The sequence below is a fragment of the Rhizobium sp. SRI_017 genome, assembly GCF_057586295.1.
Window position 1 is genome coordinate 68,522 of record NZ_JBYCZP010000008.1, and the last position, 18,153, is coordinate 86,674.

At 57.9% G+C, this 18,153-nt stretch carries 14 protein-coding genes and 1 pseudogene; 9 read left to right on the top strand and 6 right to left on the bottom strand.

Annotation, left to right across the window (positions count from 1 at the left end; translation table 11 throughout):
- Positions 1 to 15: 15 nt before the first annotated feature.
- The 3 genes and pseudogenes from AC2YI2_RS18305 to AC2YI2_RS18315 all read left to right on the top strand — a co-directional run bounded on the left by AC2YI2_RS18305 (position 16) and on the right by AC2YI2_RS18315 (position 2,128).
- Positions 16 to 1,215: an MFS transporter gene (locus AC2YI2_RS18305; protein WP_487387925.1), complete on the top strand. Its 1,200-nt coding sequence runs from the start codon at positions 16 to 18 to the stop codon at positions 1,213 to 1,215.
- Positions 1,216 to 1,227: 12 nt separating this feature from the next.
- Positions 1,228 to 1,626: pseudogene (locus AC2YI2_RS18310) on the top strand (DMT family transporter); the annotation flags it as partial.
- Positions 1,627 to 1,882: 256 nt separating this feature from the next.
- Positions 1,883 to 2,128 (top strand): EamA family transporter, encoded by a 246-nt coding sequence (locus AC2YI2_RS18315; protein ID WP_487387926.1) that lies wholly within the window; start codon positions 1,883 to 1,885, stop codon positions 2,126 to 2,128.
- A 2,936-nt stretch (positions 2,129 to 5,064) separates the two neighbouring features.
- Here the strand turns inward: AC2YI2_RS18315 and AC2YI2_RS18320 are convergent.
- The 6 genes from AC2YI2_RS18320 to AC2YI2_RS18345 all read right to left on the bottom strand — a co-directional run bounded on the left by AC2YI2_RS18320 (position 5,065) and on the right by AC2YI2_RS18345 (position 11,545).
- Positions 5,065 to 5,814 carry a ribonuclease activity regulator RraA gene (locus AC2YI2_RS18320; RefSeq protein ID WP_487387927.1) on the bottom strand — a complete coding sequence of 250 codons (750 nt, stop codon included), beginning with the start codon at positions 5,812 to 5,814 and terminating at the stop codon, positions 5,065 to 5,067.
- 21 nt (positions 5,815 to 5,835) lie between these two features.
- Positions 5,836 to 6,999, bottom strand: coding sequence for a mandelate racemase/muconate lactonizing enzyme family protein (locus AC2YI2_RS18325; RefSeq protein WP_487387928.1), 1,164 nt, complete (start codon positions 6,997 to 6,999; stop codon positions 5,836 to 5,838).
- A gap of 33 nt (positions 7,000 to 7,032) precedes the next feature.
- Positions 7,033 to 8,130 carry an ABC transporter ATP-binding protein gene (locus AC2YI2_RS18330; RefSeq protein ID WP_487387929.1) on the bottom strand — a complete coding sequence of 366 codons (1,098 nt, stop codon included), beginning with the start codon at positions 8,128 to 8,130 and terminating at the stop codon, positions 7,033 to 7,035.
- 10 nt (positions 8,131 to 8,140) lie between these two features.
- The gene (locus tag AC2YI2_RS18335; protein WP_487387930.1) at positions 8,141 to 9,031 is read right to left on the bottom strand and encodes a carbohydrate ABC transporter permease; all 891 of its coding nucleotides are present in this window, start codon (positions 9,029 to 9,031) and stop codon (positions 8,141 to 8,143) included.
- Positions 9,028 to 9,987, bottom strand: a complete 960-nt coding sequence (locus AC2YI2_RS18340) for a carbohydrate ABC transporter permease (RefSeq protein ID WP_487387931.1) — start codon at positions 9,985 to 9,987, stop codon at positions 9,028 to 9,030. The genes AC2YI2_RS18335 and AC2YI2_RS18340 overlap by 4 nt, the downstream gene beginning before the upstream one ends.
- A gap of 76 nt (positions 9,988 to 10,063) precedes the next feature.
- A complete protein-coding gene (locus AC2YI2_RS18345) occupies positions 10,064 to 11,545 on the bottom strand; it encodes an ABC transporter substrate-binding protein (protein ID WP_487387932.1) in 1,482 nt (493 codons plus the stop codon).
- 212 nt (positions 11,546 to 11,757) lie between these two features.
- On the opposite strand from AC2YI2_RS18345, the gene AC2YI2_RS18350 reads away from it, so the two are divergent.
- The 6 genes from AC2YI2_RS18350 (at position 11,758) to AC2YI2_RS18375 (ending at position 18,131) form a co-directional block, all read left to right on the top strand.
- Positions 11,758 to 12,468 (top strand): GntR family transcriptional regulator, encoded by a 711-nt coding sequence (locus AC2YI2_RS18350; protein ID WP_487387933.1) that lies wholly within the window; start codon positions 11,758 to 11,760, stop codon positions 12,466 to 12,468.
- A 55-nt stretch (positions 12,469 to 12,523) separates the two neighbouring features.
- Positions 12,524 to 13,690 (top strand): mandelate racemase/muconate lactonizing enzyme family protein, encoded by a 1,167-nt coding sequence (locus tag AC2YI2_RS18355; protein ID WP_487387934.1) that lies wholly within the window; start codon positions 12,524 to 12,526, stop codon positions 13,688 to 13,690.
- Between the two features lie 63 nt (positions 13,691 to 13,753).
- Positions 13,754 to 15,115, top strand: coding sequence for a mandelate racemase/muconate lactonizing enzyme family protein (locus tag AC2YI2_RS18360; protein WP_487387935.1), 1,362 nt, complete (start codon positions 13,754 to 13,756; stop codon positions 15,113 to 15,115).
- A gap of 42 nt (positions 15,116 to 15,157) precedes the next feature.
- On the top strand, positions 15,158 to 15,484 hold the full coding sequence (locus tag AC2YI2_RS18365; RefSeq protein WP_487387936.1) for an NIPSNAP family protein: 327 nt from the start codon (positions 15,158 to 15,160) through the stop codon (positions 15,482 to 15,484).
- 8 nt (positions 15,485 to 15,492) lie between these two features.
- The gene (locus AC2YI2_RS18370; protein ID WP_487387937.1) at positions 15,493 to 16,716 is read left to right on the top strand and encodes a mandelate racemase/muconate lactonizing enzyme family protein; all 1,224 of its coding nucleotides are present in this window, start codon (positions 15,493 to 15,495) and stop codon (positions 16,714 to 16,716) included.
- A gap of 491 nt (positions 16,717 to 17,207) precedes the next feature.
- Positions 17,208 to 18,131, top strand: a complete 924-nt coding sequence (locus AC2YI2_RS18375; RefSeq protein WP_487387938.1) for an ArsR/SmtB family transcription factor — start codon at positions 17,208 to 17,210, stop codon at positions 18,129 to 18,131.
- The last annotated feature ends 22 nt before the right edge of the window (positions 18,132 to 18,153 follow it).

Below are 18,153 nucleotides of genomic sequence, written 5' to 3' on the forward strand. Positions count from 1 at the left end.
AGCTCCTGGAAACCGATGAAACAAGATAGCGAGCGTGTAGGATCCGCCATTTCTCCATTTGCCGTGCCGAATTTTGGGCCGGCATTTTTCGCGATCCTCCTGGCAATGCTCGCCGAGGCGATGGCAGGAAGCTATATCGCGCTCCTCGCCGTCGAAGACATCGGTATGTCGCCCCTGGAGCTCAGCGCGTTCCTTACGATTCCGGCAGCGTCCGGTATGGCGATTACCAGCCTGTTCGGACATCTGCTCGACCGCAAGTCTCTCATTTGGCCTCTTGTCGTATCGCTCCTCTCCAAATCGGTCGGGTTCCTGCTTTGCGCTTATCTCACCGAGATATGGACGCTGGTTTTGAATGCTGGGATCCTTTTCGGCCTTGGCGCCGCATCCTTCAGCATTCTGTTTGCCGTTGCGAAAGGTCGATTGGACCTAGTGGGTGGTTCGACGGTGTCGCGGGGCATGGCTATCCTTCGACTGGTCGCTTCCCTCAGTTGGACAATCGGCCCGGCGCTAGGCGCGGTGCTCGTGTCCCAGAAAGGGTTTCCTGGTGTTTTTCTGGGTGCGGCCTCGCTCGCGGCCTTGTCGCTGGCGATCGTTATCTTTACGCGCTTCAGAGCAGTGGAGCGAACATTCGCGAAGCGGCCGAAGTTGGGTCTCGAAAATCTGCGTCGGGCCGCGCCGGCTATTCTCGCGCTATCGGCGTTCCATACCGCAATGTTTATGGGATCGAACGCGATGTCGATCATCGTGGCACAGGACCTTGGCACTGAGCGCGATGTCGGCTTGCTATTCAGCCTCTGCGCGGGGCTCGAAGTGGTAGTGATGGGCGCCTTCGTGGTCTGGCCCGGTCTGTCGAACAGGCAAGGGCTTCTGTTCTTCGGATTCGCCCTCTTCGCTGCCTATTTCCTGATGGCGCTAGTCTGGCCAACATTGCAATCGCTTTATTTTGGTCAGATTCCGAGAGCGGCGGGGATCGGGATCATCAGCATTGTCGGCATGGCGGTCGTGCAGGACCTCCTGCCTGGTCGGGCCGGGACCGCGTCGGCGTTGTTCGGCAACACCATCAGCGTTGGCTTCCTGCTTTCGGGCCTCGGCACCGGTCTATGGGCGAACGCGTTCGGATACTGGTGCCTGTTCTGGCTCTGCGCGAGCCTTTGCGGATTTGGTGCAATCGTCCTGCTCTTCGGGCGGCGGGTTCCGATGATCCAGACGAGATAGGTTGATCGAGCAATGGATCGACGCGAGTGGATCACCATCGTCTTGCTGGCCTTCCTGTTCGGAGGCTCCTTCTTCTTCACCGAGATCGCCAATGAAGATGTCGGGCCGTTCACGATTGCCGCTTCGAGATTGGTGATCGGAGCGGTGGTCCTCATCGCAATTCTTCACTTCGTCCGGGTGGATGGAGACCGCTTGCCAACACTCCGGCAGATGGCTTTGCTTGGGCTGTTCAACAGTTTCATCCCGATCACTTTCATCGCGGTTGCGCAGCGCGACCTTGCCAGTGGGGTTGCAGCGATCCTGGCAGCAACGTCCCCGATCGTCGGCGCAATTTTTGCCCACTTCTTCTCACCGAGAGAACGGCTGACTCTTCTCAGGGCGCTCGGCACTAGCATCGCGTTCGTCGGCGTGATCCTGATCATCGGGCCCGGAACCCTAATGAATACGGATATCGCATTGGCACCTTTCGCCGTGCTGCTGGCTGCCATGTCATCTGCTGCTGCGGGCGTCTTTGGAAGAAGAGTTGTCGCCGGTGACGTCGCACCGCTATCTGCCGCCACCGGGCAAGTTGTCTCAGCGGCGACGATAGCGACAATCTTCGCATTGGTCGTGGAGCAACCCTGGACCCGGCCATACCCCGGTCTGTCATCCGTTGCCGCTCATCGTCATGGGCGTCTTGTCGACGGGGCTTGCCTATCTTCTCTTCTTTCGACTGCTGGCGAAGGTCGGAGCCGCAAACACTTTGATGGTCGGATTCCTGGTTCCGGTTTGCGCCACGCTGCTCGGGGTGACATTGCTGGAAGAGAGGTTGGATTGGACTGAGCTTTGCGGGCTGTTCTTGGTGCTCGTCTCTCTCTTGATCATCAACAGATCAGCACGCGGCCGCGGAGTCGAGCGAAGGTCTGAAGGCTAAGGGATTGAAGTTCTGCCAGCTGCCGTCCTACAATAGGCACCTTCCTTTGCCGGGGATGCCTACTTTTCGGATTTCGTCGTTGTCTCCAATGGCAAACTGGTCCTGGCGACCTCGATGCACCATGACTTCTCAAAAGAGTATCGGTCCCAGAGCGTGTCTGTCTCCAGGCATGCGATAAAGCGGCTGAAGCTCGGTAGCTGGATGGAGGACATCCAAGCCGTCAGCGACCTGCGCCGGAAAAATGAGAGGGTCGTCTGAAAAGGGGCGAGGAGGAGGATTTGGCGAAGCGGGAAGCGGGAATCGGTCTCGGGAAATACAAATCACTGCTTGGCTCATTTAGAACATATTCCCATATAGCACGGATAAAATTCCTATGGCTTACCGAAAAGGTGAGTTGAGCCCCTCTGCCGTTGACCGCGGCTGGCCTAATCAGGTGGCGCAGCAGGAGGACTTCTGTACGAGAAAAAACCACGACATTCACCGTGAGTTCACAAGCGCCTTTCTTTTTGCTCACGTGGCCACTCAATGTCCTATGACGGCTATTGGTACCGGGTGTTCTGCCACTCGTTGAAAGAGGACGCTGAGGCGTTCATGGCGCGGTTCGGCGGGGAGTGGTTTGACCCCCACCAGAGAGGGAAGGGTGCGAACTGGATGCATTACAAGGGAAAGCTCGTAGCACTTCCGCCGGTAAGACGGCTTAGACGGAACCGTGCAAGTTGTCGTTGGCGGGGTAAAGAAGCCTGTAGCCGCTCTCTGTGAGATGGAGGTGATGGCCGATCGCAAGTACCCAGCCATTGGCGCTTGCATAAATAAGGGCGTCCTCCATTTCGTGCATTTGGGCGCCATGTTCGACCGCACAATTCATGAACTTGTCTAGGCGGATTAGCTCCCCTGCCTTCATGTTCAAAAGTCGTGCGCAATCCAACACAAGGTGTCCATGCCGGCTCATACCAAGGCGCACTTTCCGTTGACAGCGTCGGCCGAAATAACATCCAGGGCGGTACTTAGTTCCCGGCGCTTTGATGATTGACGGGCTGCGCCTAATGCGCCCATATTTGGCATCGCCCTTTCCGCCACCAAAGCCACTAAAGCGCATTTCGCCGATGTTGCGGCCATCTGCTGAATTTTTGCGCTGAAGTGGGCCATGAAGGCGGCGCCGGACAACCTGCCATCACCCCATCGGCTTCGAGTGGTGGGGTAGGGCGCAGAGGGCGAAGGATGAGGAAGTCATCTCGCTGCGCGAGAGCCACCATCAGCACACCCGGAACGCAATTCAATGGATGGGCAGAAGCCGTTTCCACCGGGTCGATCCAGGCGGCGATCTGCTGTCTGCGAAGCGGAAGAAAACCTGGTCCATTGACGACGACGCAAGACGTGACCTTTGAGCAATCTACTATCGTTCCATCCATATGGATGTCGCGACTCTCCTGGCACCCTTTATTCGGAAGGTGGTTCTGCTCGGTCAAACCGCAACCTGCACCTTCGGGCGACACAGCGATCAACCTGTGACTTTCTGATCGATGTGCGACTAGCCATGGAGTCGATCGTGCTGGCGCTGAGACCGCTGATTCAGCATGGCCTGCAGCATGAGTTGGGGAACAAATTTAAGCCTAAAGGGTTTTTTGGAAGAGTATAATTGTGATTGATATGGAGTAGAAATTTGTCATTCCCAGCGACCACCGGGATTCTTATGCCTGATGACTTTCAGGTAATTCACCGTGTCTTTTGCGATATCGTCGCGGAGCCATGGTTTACTTGCTCCTCCGAGCGCCGTGAGCATTTCGCGGCGGAAATCGTGGACGCGTACCGTATGGGAATGACTGAAGCCAACTCGCTGTCCGAGCACTGTTGGACAATTGCTCGGCAGCGTTACGGGAACGGGGGCCTCAAAGCCTAAAACTAGCTATCTGCCATTTCACTTTCTACGAATGCTCGATGACCATCCTGCCCTCTAAGAGAAGGGCAACGATGTGCAAGAATTGACGTCTATCCATCTCTGTTGAGAGGCGTAGATCACGCCCTCCTGATAGCGGGCAGCCCGCACCTTGAGAAAGTCTTTGAGCAGGCGGTATGGAATCGTCTAGGCATCGTCAATCGCCCGTAGTACGCGCTGGCGGCATTAGCTGAACTGATTATCCGTATCTCTAGCCTCGCGTATGGTGAAGTCTGCGTTGGTCCCGCCTGCGAATTCCTCCGGCATATATCCGGCCGTTCCGGCAAGAGTTTTTGACGTCAGGGAATTGGCTTTCGGAACTCTAAGCTGACCATTCAATCCTGAGACGGTTCGTGTCGGTCCAGCAACCGAAAGAATATATTTCGTTCACGTAATGGACTCTTGAGGCAGATTCGCTCACATGCAAATGAGTAGATGCTTCCAGTTCGAGAGGACTCCGCGAGGCACGGAAGGGGAGTGCTGGCGGGCCTCCCCTTTTTCTTTGCGCGATACCGCACTTACCACTTGGGGAGCATTGCCCACGCAAGTTTTATAAGTATAGATGCCGCGCATTCACCGTAGAGTCTCTGGGGAGGGAATTCCGGTGTTTGAGGAATGGGGAGGCTCGCCAGCCTCCCCATAATTCGTCGCAGGACGTTGCCGACGGTTTGGGATTCATCCGTATACGAAATTATCTCCTTTGAGGGGCAGATGGGAGTCGGCCCCTTTTATTTGCCGCCGTTCCGGGGTCATGCTTGAATCTTGGGACAAAAAAAGTCCCTCTTATGAAAACCTTACCAAGGCCGCTAACGCATTGCTGCTTGCAGCCGCCGCACTCGCCACTGCCGCCACTTCCGACTGGCTGGCTGGGATACCCCACTATTGGCACTCAAGCCGTTCAAAGGCGACGAGTTCATGCCGGCGTAACATGAAGCCAACTCCGAGCAATCCGCTCCGGGTTTCCCCGACTCTCGTTAAATGGTGCCTCTGCGGATCAGCAAGGCTAACTTTGTTTCTCCAAAGGGTTTTTTTTGCGCCACTCTTCGTATTCTCCTTGAGCATCGTCATGCAGTGGATAGTAGCGCTGCAACGGCCCGCCCTCCATAAGCTTCACGCGCGAGAACTCCTCCCAATCGTGATGCTTTTGTGACTCCTTTATGACCGCCGAGGCCATTGTCGCCGGAACCACCACTACCCCGTCGTCGTCGGCGACGATGATATCGCCGGGGATTACCGTGACACCGCCGCAGGCAATCGGAACGTTGACGGCATTGGGATAGATGCTGGTCTGCACATGATAGTTGGGCGTCCAGCCGCGCAGCCATAGGGGGAGATCCAGCTTCTCGACATTGGGACGATCGCGCATGCATCCGTCGATGACGATGCCCGCGCCGCCTCTTCCTTTGAAATACGTCGACATCATATCGCCGAAGACGCCCGAGCTCATGTCGCCGCGCGCGTCGACCACGACAACGTCGCCCTCCTGCGCTTGATAGAGCACATGGCGGTGCAACTGCGTCTCCGGATCGGCATATTCTCCCTCGGTGAAAAGGTCCGGCCGCTGCGGCATGAACTGGAGCGTCAGAGCTGGGCCGACGATCGACTTCCCGTGGTTCTGGGGCACGGGACCGACCATGTGCGGATTGCGGAAGCCCATGTGGCCAAGCGTGCCGGCAATCGTCGCGGCGCCGATTTCCTTCAGTGCTTCGATCATGTTTTTGGGCGGTCGCGTAATGTCGGGAGGATGCGTCATTTAAGACTCCGGTGATTGAAACTACCAGTTCGTGACAGAACCGTCGCGGCGCTTGAGGTGAGGCGCTTCCCAGAAACGAAAGCTCTCCGCCTTGATCGCTTCTTCGTTGACCTCGACGCCGAGCCCCGGCAGATCGCTAACCGGATAGCCGGGGCCGTCGAGTCGGGGTTGCACGGGGAAGAAGTCGGAATTGTCGAAACCCAGCTTCGCCTCGGGTGCCCTGGTCTCGAGCCAGGCGAAATTCGGTACCGCGGCGGCGAGATGGATGGTCGCGGCCGTGCAGACCGGCCCAAGGGGATTGTGCGGCATCAGGTCCACATAGTGGGCCTCGCTCCAGCCGGCGACCTTCATCGCTTCGGTAAGCCCGCCAACATTGCAGACATCAAGCCGGTTGAACTGATGAATGCCGCGCTCGATGTAGGGCAGGAACTGCCACTTGCTGGCAAATTCCTCGCCGATGGCGAACGGGATGTCGGTCATCGTGCGCAGGGATTCGTAGGCCTCGGGTGTCTCGTCCCGTATCGGCTCCTCGAGGAAATCAAGCACGCCACGACCGAGCTTGTTACAGAAACTCGCTGCCTCCGCCACCGACAGCCGATGATGATAGTCGATCCCGAGAACGACGTTGTCACCCAACGTCTCGCGCGCCTTGTTCAGCATTCGTGCCGTCGCCCCGATCGACTCGCGCGGCTCAAAGATGTCCTTACTGCTTTGCCCGGCAGGGAAGAAGCGAATGGCCTGCCACCCCAGTGCGTGCAGTTCGCGGGCGCGTTCGATGGCAACATCGCCCTCTGCCTCGTCGCCGGTCGAGGCGAAGGTCGGAATGCGGTCGCGCTGCTTGCCGCCGAGCAGTTCGTAGGCCGGCACCCCCAGCGCCTTGCCCTTGATGTCGTGAAGGGCGATGTCGATAGCGGAAATCGCCGCCTGGAGAACGCGCCCGCCTTCGAAGTATTGGCTGCGATAGACTTCCTGCCAGATCCTGCCAATCTGCATCGGATCGCGGCCGACAAGAAACTCGCGATAGTGTTCAATCGCGCCGGCCACTGCCTTTTCGCGACCGCTCAGACCGCTCTCGCCCCAACCGGAAATGCCGCCGTCGGTCTCGACCTTAACAAGCATCTGGTTGCGTATTCCCACCCAAACCGGATAGGGCTTGATAGCAGTGATTTTTAGCTTCATCGTCATGCACGCTCTCGTTCCAAAGGCATCCGCTTCATCTCAGTTGGCCTTGAGGGCCATTTCCGTTTCGCCGTCAAACAGATGAATCCGCTCCTGGTCGAACTCGAGCCAGATCTCCTCGTCAGGTGCGACGGCGATGGTCGGCGGCACGCTGACGTTGACGATGGCGCCAGAAAGGAACGCCTGTACGAAAGTGACGTCGCCTGTCGGCTCCACCGTGTAGGCCTTGGCAGGGATGCTTCCTGACACTGCACTCTTGTGCAGCTTGATCGTTGAGTGGCGCGCGCCGAGCACGACATTCCGGGTGGTTGCCTGCGCGACTTTCTGGGCGTTCTGTGGCGAGAGATCGAGGCGCCAGCCCTCCGCGCTGGTCAACACAATGTTGCCGCCTGCCGTCGATGACTCCAGCGGAACAAGGCTCATAGCCGGACTGCCGACAAAGCTCGCGACGAACATATTCACCGGGTGGGCGAAGACCTGCGCCGGTGAATCGTATTGCTGCAGGTAGCCGCCGTTCATCACGGCCATCCTGTCGGCCATCGTCACGGCTTCGAGCTGGTCGTGCGTCACATAGATGATTGTCGCCTTGAGGTCCTGGTGGAAGCGCTTGATCTCCGACCGCATCTGCACGCGTAGCTTCGCGTCGAGGTTGGAGAGTGGTTCATCCATCAGGAATACCGCCGGATCTCGAACGAGGGCGCGGCCCAGCGCCACGCGCTGCTGTTGCCCGCCCGAAAGTTCGCGCGGCTTGCGCTCGAGCAGCTGCGTCATGTCGAGCACTCGCGCCGCTTCCCTGACCTTCTTGTCGATCTCGTCCCTTGGCAGTTTGCGCATCTGCAGCGGAAACGCCAGATTATTATAGACCGACTTTTGCGGGTAAAGCGCGTAGTTCTGGAACACCATTGCGATGTCCCGGTCCTTGGGATCGAGGTCGTTGACCACCCGGTCCCCGATGAGGATGTCGCCCGATGTAATGGGGATCAGCCCCGCTACAAGATTGAGCGTGGTTGTTTTGCCGCAGCCCGAAGGGCCGACGAGCGCAACAAATTCACCGTCATTGACGGTCAGCGAAACGTTGTTGACAGCTTTGAAGCTGCCATAGGTCTTGACAAGATCTTTGAGGACCACATAGGTCACCGGTAACTCCCTAGTGCTTGACTGCGCCTTCTGTAAGGGCGCGAACGAAGTATCGCTGCAGGACGAGGAACAGGACCACGACGGGCACGCTCATCATAAAGCTGGCCGCCATCAGGCCGGGGAAGTCCGTCGTATTTTCCGAGAAGAAGCGCTGGATGCCGACCGGCAATGTTAACTGGTCGTTCTTGGAGAGGAAGGTGTATGCGTAGATGTACTCGTTCCACGCGCCGATGAAGGAATAGATTGCTGTGGCGATGATTCCTGGCGCCGATAGCGGCATTACGATCAGGACAAAGGCCTGGAACCGCGTCGCCCCGTCGATGCGCGCGGCCTGCTCAAGCTGCACGGGGATGTTGTCGTAGAAACCCTTGAGGAGCCAGATTGCCAGCGGCAGGCCAAATGTGAGGTAGGTGAGAATGAGCGACCCATGCGTGTTCACTAGCCCGATCGCGCGCATCAGGATGAAGAGCGGTACGAGAAATATCACCGCAGGAAACATGTTGCGAAGCAAGACGGCGAAGAACAGAACGTTCCGCCCCGGGAAAGTGAAGCGCGAAAATGCGTAGGCCGCTGGAACTGCCACGATCACCGAAAGGATGGTCGTGGCAGTCGAGACGAAAAGGCTGTTCCAGAAGAAGCGGAGGAAGTCCTGGCCGACGCTGTTTTGGGGATCGAGCAGCTTCTCGTAGCTGGCAAGGGTGGGTTGGTCGGGCCACCATTGCGGCGGAAATTGCATGGCCGCAAAGCCGGACTTGATCGAAGTAAGCAGCATCCAGATCATCGGCAACGCAGTGTAAAGCAGCATGAAGACGAGGAAGATGCGTCCACTCCACCGCCATCCATCGATGCGGATACGGCGACGGGGCCGGCCTCCTGGAGCAGTGTCGGCAATCGCGCTCATGCACTCCCATCCTTCCGATCGTTGCTGCTAAGAGCACGGACGTAGAAGTAGGCGAGCGACATAAGAGTGAGGAACAGCAGCACCGAATAGGCCGAGGCCACCCCCCAGCGCTGGCGGCCGAAGGCGAGCTCATAAATGTGGGTGATCCAGATATGCGATGCGTTCGAGGGCCCGCCGCCAGTCATGATCCAGGGGATGATGAATGAATTGAAGTTGGCCACGGCCAGCAGAAGGATCGTCACTGTCGAGACATTTCTCAAGTGCGGGAAGGTGACGTGCCAGAACCGCTGCCATGCATTGGCTCCGTCGACTTTTGCGGCGCGCAGCAACTGGTCTGGGACTGTCTGCAGGCCCGCCATCATCATGATCATGGCAAACGGGAATTCCCGCCAGATATTGACGACGATCAGGGAGGGCAGCACCGTGGTGACGCTGTCGATGAAATTCGGTGGACGATCGGCCAATCCGAATCCGACGAGCACCGCGCCGATGATCCCAAAATCCGAATGGTAGATCCACTTCCAGATATAGGACGCGGCGACCGCGCTGATGACCCAAGGAATGATTAGGATGGCACGCAGAAGGCCACGGCCGAGGAAGTCACGATGGAGCGCCAGCGCGCAGGCAAAGCCCAATACAAATGAGATGATTGTGGAACCCAGAGTCCAGATGAGAGTGTTCGAGGTGACCTTCCAGAATACTGGACTTGTGAGGATCGAGGTGTAGTTGTTAAGGCCGACGAAAATCTTGTCCCGGAGTTGCAGACCGGGCGGCGTATTGAAGAAGGACAGCTCGATCGTGTAGTAGATCGGATAGACTATCACGATCAGCATCACCGCGATCGCAGGGAGCACATATGCGTAGTCGGCGCGATGCTCCCAAATCCTTCGCAGGACGCCGGACCTGTCTGGTTGCAGTGCTCGGCGAGCCTCGGCCTTGCCGGTCAAGATCGTCACAGTGGCGTGCCCTTGCTCTTCGGAAAAAACCGGCCGCACCCTCTGCGCAGCCGGTCAGATCGTGGTCAGGCTTGAACTAGAGTCCGCCGTCCAACAGGTCTTCGACCTTCTTGGCAGCGTCATCCGCGGCCTGATCGACGGTCATGGCTCCGGTAAGAGCATTCTGCAGCATGTCCGGGACGATGATATTCATGATCTCGGGGGTCTGCGGAAGCGCCGGGAACGGGATGCCGTACGGAAGCATCGAGGTCGTGACGTCAAGGAACTTGATGTTGTCCAGACGTTCCTTCATCCACTTGGTCTTGAAGCCGTTAAGGTTCCCCGGATTCGAGCCGGCATAGGCCATCTTCAGCGACCATTCGGGGCTCGTCCACATGCAGACCATAGCTTTTGCAGCCGGCTCGTCCACCTTGCCACCCTCGACATAATCGGGCTTCAGGATATGAATGTTCGAGCCACCAAATACAACGGCACGCTTGCCGTCGGGGCCGGTCGGAATCAGGCCGTAGCGCATGTTGTCGATGACGGTCTGCGCCTTGTCCTTGTCGGTGCCCGTCGCCTTCTTCTGCAGATCGAGCATGACATTGTAGTCGGACGGATGCGAGACCATCATGCCGAGCTGGCCAGCGAGGAAGAGGGGCTGGTTGTCTGCCTGCTGATTGGTGAGTGCCGAAACCGGAACCGACTTGTCGCGAACATACATATCGTATGAGGCTTGCAAAGCCGCCTTGCTCTGCGGGCTGTTGAGCTCAACCTGCTTATAGGTCGGGCTCGCGGTGGCCTCGTCGAAGACGCCACCGCCATAGGCCCATAGCTGCGGCATGAAGCGGTACGGCGTGTTACCGGCATTCTTGCGAGCCACAAGGCCGTAACCGGCAATGCCGAGTTTGTCGTGGATCTGCTTCGAATATTTGACGACGTCGTCCCAGGTTGCGGGAGCCTTGTCGGGATCGAGGCCCGCACGCTTGAAGACATCTGCGTTCCAAATGAACGCCATCGTCTCGTTGTTGGTTGGAACGCCGTAGGTGACGCCCTCCCAGGTCACGGCCTTCATGGCGCCGGGCCAGAAGTCCTCGGTCGAATATCCTACATCCTCGGGTTTGAGCGGCTCCAGATAGCCCTTTGCGGCGAACTCGGTGCCACCAAGGATCTGCAGGCGAACCGCCATGGGCGCTGCATTTCCCAGTAGTGCGGTCCGGAACTTGTCCAGAAGGTCGTTGTAGGTGAGCGCCTCTTCCTCGAGCTGGATGTTTGGATAGGTCTTGCGGAAAGTCTCGAAGAAGTCCTTGTAATACTGGCGTAGCATGTCGGGGTCGCCCTCGAACACGCCTTGATACCAGAAAGTCAGCCGGCCCTGGTAGTCGAGAGGGGTGACCTTGCCGCAATCGGCGGCGGTGTCAAACTCCTGCGTGCCGGCAATGGAGCGCACATATTCGGGCGACCATTTGTTCAAATCGACCGGCGGCGTGGCCAGCGCCGACGTGGACATCAACGATACGATCAAAGCTGTGGCGACTGTACCGCGCAGAACGGCATTGCCGAGTGAAATCCTCGTCATCGGGTCTCCTCCCAGGTTCTCTCCCATGCCGCTTTGCCTCGAGGCGAGCGGTCGCTGCTCGCAGACCACGGAACGTTCGCAGCCAATGTATCCCTTCGAGCTTTTTATACGTTTTCAGATCGAAGATTATCTGTCAACCGGATAAATCGTACATTGTTTGCGGAGGATTTGCATGATAGTCGAGCAACACCTGCATTATTTTGGGGGCGATATTGGACGAAACGAGTGACTTTAGAGCGGCGCCACCCGAAGGGATCGACGCGATGGGCGCCTCCAGCGAGGGGGCTTCGCTTTATCAACTGATTAGAGAGGACATCATCGAAGGGCGGCTCGCCGCCAACGAACGGCTTGTGGTCACCGATCTCGCCCGGCGCCACGGTACCTCCACCAACCCCGTCCGCGAGGCACTGCAACTATTGCGCGGGGAAGGCTTTGTGACCTTTCTTCCCAACCGTGGGGCGCGCGTCCGGCCCATAGATCAGGATTTTGTTCGGGACATCTACGAGATCGGGGTTTTGATCGAGCCGGCCCTGACGCGATGGTTCGTGAATATGGCCACCGTCGAGGACATCGCTGAACTCGAACGTATCCAGGGCCTGATTGAAAAGAATGACTTCGCCGACACGCTTAGGCACAGCGAGCTGGACACCGCCTTTCACACCGTGATGTACCAGAGGCACTACAACCGCCATGCCGCCGAGCTTTGGTGGAAGCATCGCGAAGTGCTGCGCGCCGTAAGCCGGCGTTTCAATTTCACGCTCGCCCGTCGTGCCGCGATCCTTCGCGAGCACCGTGAGCTCATCGCACATGTAAAAGCGGGGAATGCGGACGCGGCAGCCGAACTTATTGCACGCCATGTCGAGGGTTCCGGCCGGCACGTTCTCGAACATATGCGCGCGCGTAACGCCGCTCGGGCAGGATAGAATATCAGGTCTGGGAATATCGTTAACCCGACCACGTCAGGCAAAGGCAGTTGAGATGAAAATCACCAGCGTCCGGCCGTGGCTGATCCGGTCCGATGCTTCCCATTGGGGAGAGTTCCTGTTCGTCGAAGTGACGACCGACGAAGGGGTGAGCGGATGGGGCGAGATCACCACCACGACACAACTCGCCAACCGAGCTCTTTGCATGATCCTACGGCAGATCGGTGCCGCTGTGACAGGCGAGGACCCGGCGCGCATCGAGTATCTCTGGCACAAGGTATTCCGCAGCTTCACCTACATGGGCAGTCGCGGCGCTGCAGTCGAATGTGTGAGCGCCATCGACATAGCCCTCTGGGACATCCGAGGCAAAGTCCTTAGTAAGCCGATCTACGAGCTATTGGGCGGACCGGTACGCGATGAAATCGCGCTCTACACCCATCCCAACCAGACCAAATTTACCAGCAATGAGGCTGTGGTACGGGAAATTCGAGACATCGTCGAGTCCGGCCACACCGCGCTCAAGTTCGATCCTTTCCCCCACCAGGGTCGCACCGCCGATGGACAGTTCCGCGAGCACCGAGATGGCTATCTCGACGGCAGCATGACCCGCAAGGATGAGCGCGAAGCCGCCGAACTCACCGCCCTCATCCGCGAAACAGCAGGCCCCGACGTCGACATCCTCATTGATGCCCACGGCCGCTTCGACGTTCCCACCGCCATTCGCCTCTGCCGAAGCCTTGAAGAAGCCGGTCAGATCGACTGGTTCGAGGAGCCCTGTCCGCCCGAGAGCCTCAATGCCCTTAAGCAAGTCCGCGAGAGGGTCAGCGCCCCCATTTCATGGGGGGAGCGTGGCCACACGAAGTGGGACTTTGTGCCAGTGCTCGAGAACAAGCTCGCCGACTACATCATGCCGGATGTTACTTGGACCGGCGGCATTACCGAACTCAAGAAGATTTCCGCCTTGTGCGAAGCCTACTATATCCCGGTCTCGCCGCACGATGCCGCTGGGCCGATCAACGTGGTTGCGGGCGCGCAGGTGATGATGACCGTTCCAAATTTCTATAAGCTCGAAACGTCGGAGTGGAACCTCGACAAATACAATCACCTCATCGACAGACCACTCGATGTTTCGAACGGCAACCTCAAGCTTACGTCGAATCCGGGTCTCGGCATCGAGATGAACCGCGATTACCTTGAGCATCACGAGATAGATCTGGGATAGCGACGCTCTTTGCCGCGCCAGCCTGCGTGGTAACAATCCTGCCGTCCAGAACGAGGACAAATCATGCCAGAGGCAAATGGGGCCGACGAGGCACTCAATCGGGTGAACGCGCATTCCCGGCCGTCCGATCTCCGCATTACCGACATGCGGGTCGCCGAAATCGTCGGCGCACCGTTCGAATCGGTGCTACTCAAGATTTACACCAACCAGGGCATCATCGGGCTTGGCGAGGTGCGCGACGGCGCCAGCGCCAGCTATGCGCTGATGCTGAAGAGCCGGTTGCTCGGCGAGAACCCTTGCGACATCGACCGCCTGTTTCGCCGGATCAAGCAGTTCGGCGGGCACGGCCGGCAAGGCGGCGGCGTATCGGCGGTCGAAATCGCGTTGTGGGATCTTGCCGGCAAAGCCTATGGCGTCCCCATCTACCAGATGCTCGGCGGCCGGCTTCGGGAGAAGGTGCGCGTCTATTGCGACACCGACGCCACCGTGCCGAGCGGCACCGAGACCGGCAAGCGCCTCAAAGAGCGCATGGAGCGCGGCTACACCTTCCTCAAGATGGATCTGGGGTTGATGCAGATCGCGGATGTGCCCGGTGCGGTCGTGTATCCTGCCGGCTCACTTGAAGGATACCGCAAGAGCCCCCTCCGTGGCCCGCTGAAGACCATTGAAGAGCGGCGCGCCCGCAATGCCGCCTACGATTTGCATAACGTCCCGCACCCGTTCACCGGCCTCCATTTTACCGACAAGGGCCTCGACTTCCTTGAGCAGTACATTGCCGAGGTTCGTGAGGTCATCGGCATGGATATTCCGCTCGCCATCGATCACATCGGCCACATCTCAGTGCAGAACGGCATTCGCCTTGCCAGGCGAATTGAAAAATATGTGCCGGCATGGCTCGAGGATGTGATCCCATGGCAGTACACTGAACAGTACAGGCGACTGCAGGACGCCACCACGGTGCCGATCTGCACCGGCGAAGACATATACCTCAAGGAGGGCTTCGAGCCTTTGCTCAAGAGCGCCGGCCTCTCCGTTATCCACCCGGACCTGCTCACCAGCGGCGGTATCCTCGAGACTAAGAAGATCGGTGACTTGGCTCAGGACCACGGTGTAGCCATGGCCATCCATATGGCAGAAAGCCCGATCGCGGCAATGGCCGCGGCCCATGTCGCGACCGCGACCGAGAACTTCATGGCGCTCGAATACCACTCCGCCGATGTCGATTGGTGGGACGATATCGTCACCGGCCTTCCCAAGCCCCTCGTGAAGGATGGCTTCATCACTGTTCCGGACAAGCCGGGCCTGGGGATTGACGACATTGTCGACGAGGTGATCTCGCAGCATCTGCAGCCGGGTGTCACCGGCATCTGGCTGCCTACGGATCATTGGGACGACGAGTATTCCTGGGATCGCACCTGGAGCTGACAGGCTGCGCCCTGGAACAAATAACATACTTCAGGAGCGACCATGATCTATGAACTTCGTATCTACGACTGCCTGCCGGGCCGGCTGCCGGCACTGCTTAAGCGCTTCAACGACCATACCCTGGCCTTGTGGGACACGCATGGCATTCGTCAGGCGGGATTCTTCACGACGGTCATCGGCGAAAACAATCAGCGCCTCACCTACTTCCTGGCCTGGGAATCGCTGGCCGAGCGCGAGGTGAAATGGAATGCATTCACCACTGATCCGGCGTGGCTAAAGGCCCGCGATGAATCCGAGGCTGACGGCCAAATCATCGCCAATGTTATCAATCAATTGCTGGCGCCGACCACCTTCTCGTCGGTGAAATAGAGGACGCCATGAAAATCACCGATCTGCGCTGCGCCGTCATCGGCCAGCACCCCATTGTCCGTATCGTTACGGACGAGGGCCTTTTCGGCTTGGGCGAAGTCGAATTCACCAAGTCCTACCTCAAGCCCTGGATACTGCATTTCCGAGAGGCTTTGATCGGCGAGGACCCGACCGACGTCGAGAGGGTGATGCTGAAGATACGCCAACGCGGCTCTTTCAAGCCGTATGGCGCGGCGGTCAGCGCCATCGAGCACGCGCTGTGGGATATTGCCGGCAAGGCCGCGGGTGTGCCCGTCTATAAGCTGCTCGGCGGCAAGGTGCGCGACAAGGTGCGCGTCTATAACGGCTCGATCCGCCGGAAACGCACGGGCGACCGGCCGGAGGATTACGCCGCCGACGTCAAATGGATGATGGAACAGCCGCAGAACTTCTTCATGATCAAGCAAGGAATCTCGTTCCACTCCAACATGAAGGACACCGTCGAGGGCTTCCACTACGGCGTGACGCAGAACAAGGCCGGCTATCACGGTGCAATGGATCAGGGCATGATCAGCGAGCGCGGCTTCAATCACATGCTCGACTGCGTGATCGCCATGAAGGAAGTGTTGGGCGACAAAGTCAGCCTGGCGCTCGACTGCGGCCCAGGCTGGATGCTGCCGGATGCGATCAAGTTCGCGCGCGCGGTAGAGAAATACAATCTGATGTGGCTCGAGGACATGCTGACTGGGGACTATGTGCCCTGGGTCAATCCGCAGGCCTATCGGGAGCTGACCACCTCCACCTCGACGCCGATCCATACCGGCGAGCAGATCTACCTGCGGCACAATTTCAAGGAACTGATCGAGACACAGGCGGTGCGCGTCATCGGCCCCGATCCAGCGGATATTGGCGGCATTGCCGAGCTTAAATGGGTCGCCGAGCACGCCTACATGCACTCGATCCTGATGGCACCGCACGGCACCGCCAACGGCCTTCTGGGCCTCGGCGCGTTGATCAATGTCTGCGCCACCTTGCCGGCAAATTACATTGCGTTCGAATATCCGAGCGCCTCCGACCCTTGGTGGGAAGATCTAGTAATCGGCTTGCCGCCGCATATCGTCAAGGACAGCATGGTGGACATACTTGAAACGCCCGGGTTGGGCCTCGATATCGACGCCGAAGCGGCCAGACGATATCTTAGTGAAGAGGATGCGGGCTTCTTCGAACCTCCCTCCACTGCAAAGAGTGTATAGTCTTCGCAAACACTATCGAATTTTTCGATCAGATGTGGCCGCTTTGGGCCTGTCGACAGCAGAGTTTCAGCTATCAGGACACACCTTCCAAAAGCGGACATTCTTGGCCATGGCCATGGCCATGGCCCTGGGACGGTGGCGGATATCCAGCGGCTGTCACAAGATAACTGTAGTCCCTTGGCCAACTCTAAGGCGTTGCTTCGTAAATTCTCCAGCGGTTTTGAAGGAGCCAGCAGACGACTAAATTTGGCTCAGCCCAAGAATTTGCCACTTTGGAGTCAGTGCGCTTGAAAGGCAAGACTCGATGCGGCCGTTGAGCACGCTTTATCTTCGACTGTTGCCTCCGACCGATCGAGGCGCGGAAGCCACGCTTCCGGCATAAAGATTTGATGAACAACAGCAACATCAATGATCCATCGCGAAAAGTCCCACTGACAGTTGCTTTCATATCGTAAAGACTGATATGAAGAATAAGACATCGTGGGGACACCATGACCGGCAAAGTACTTGTTATTGATCCAATAGAGCGGCAGGACCTTATCAAAGGGCTTGCTAGCGATGTGCGCGTTCTGATGCTGAAGCTGCTTCGGTCGAGAGGGCCCAAGAACGTGAACGAGATCGCCGACGAACTAAATCTTCCTCAATCAACGGCCTCCATAAATTTGAAAGTTTTGGAAGATTGCGGGCTCATTTACACAGAGGGTCAGCGCGCTAAAAAGGGAAGCCAAAAGGTCTGTTACTCGGCTTTCCAGGAGATATTGATCTCCTTTTCGGAGCCGGTGGCAGATCGGTTGGCAGACGTCATCGAAGTTTCTATGCCGCTCGGCCTCTACACGCAGTTTGAGATCATTGGTCCATGCGGAATGTGCTCAAAGGATGGGGTTATCGGCCTTCTTGATGTTCCCGACACTTTCCTGGATCCCGACCGTATGAAAGCAGGATTGCTTTGGTTCACGAGGGGTTTTGTAGAATACCAGTTTCCCAACAATACCTTGCTGAAAAAAGCAAAGCCGAAGGCAATCGAATTTTCGATGGAGCTAAGCTCCGAGGTGCCAGGTACATCAGCGAACTGGCCGTCGGATATTTTCTTGCAGATCAATGGCGTCGAAATCGGCACGTGGACATCGCCAGGAGATTACGGCGATAAGCGGGGCACTTTCACGCCGGACTGGTGGAAGCTCGCAGGTTCGCAGTACGGCAAACTCAAGAACTGGCGCATCAACGGGCAAGGCAGTTTTGTCGACGGCGTGAAGATTTCCACTGTTACCCTTGACGATCTGGGGCTCGACAAGCACCGGTCGATACGGATGCGTGTCGGGGTCAAGGAAGAGGCGGAGCACCCCGGCGGCATCAACATTTTCGGTAGTGGTTTCGGCAATTACGGGCAGGATATCGTCCTGCGCATTCAGGTTTGAAAAGTCATACTTTCACTTGACG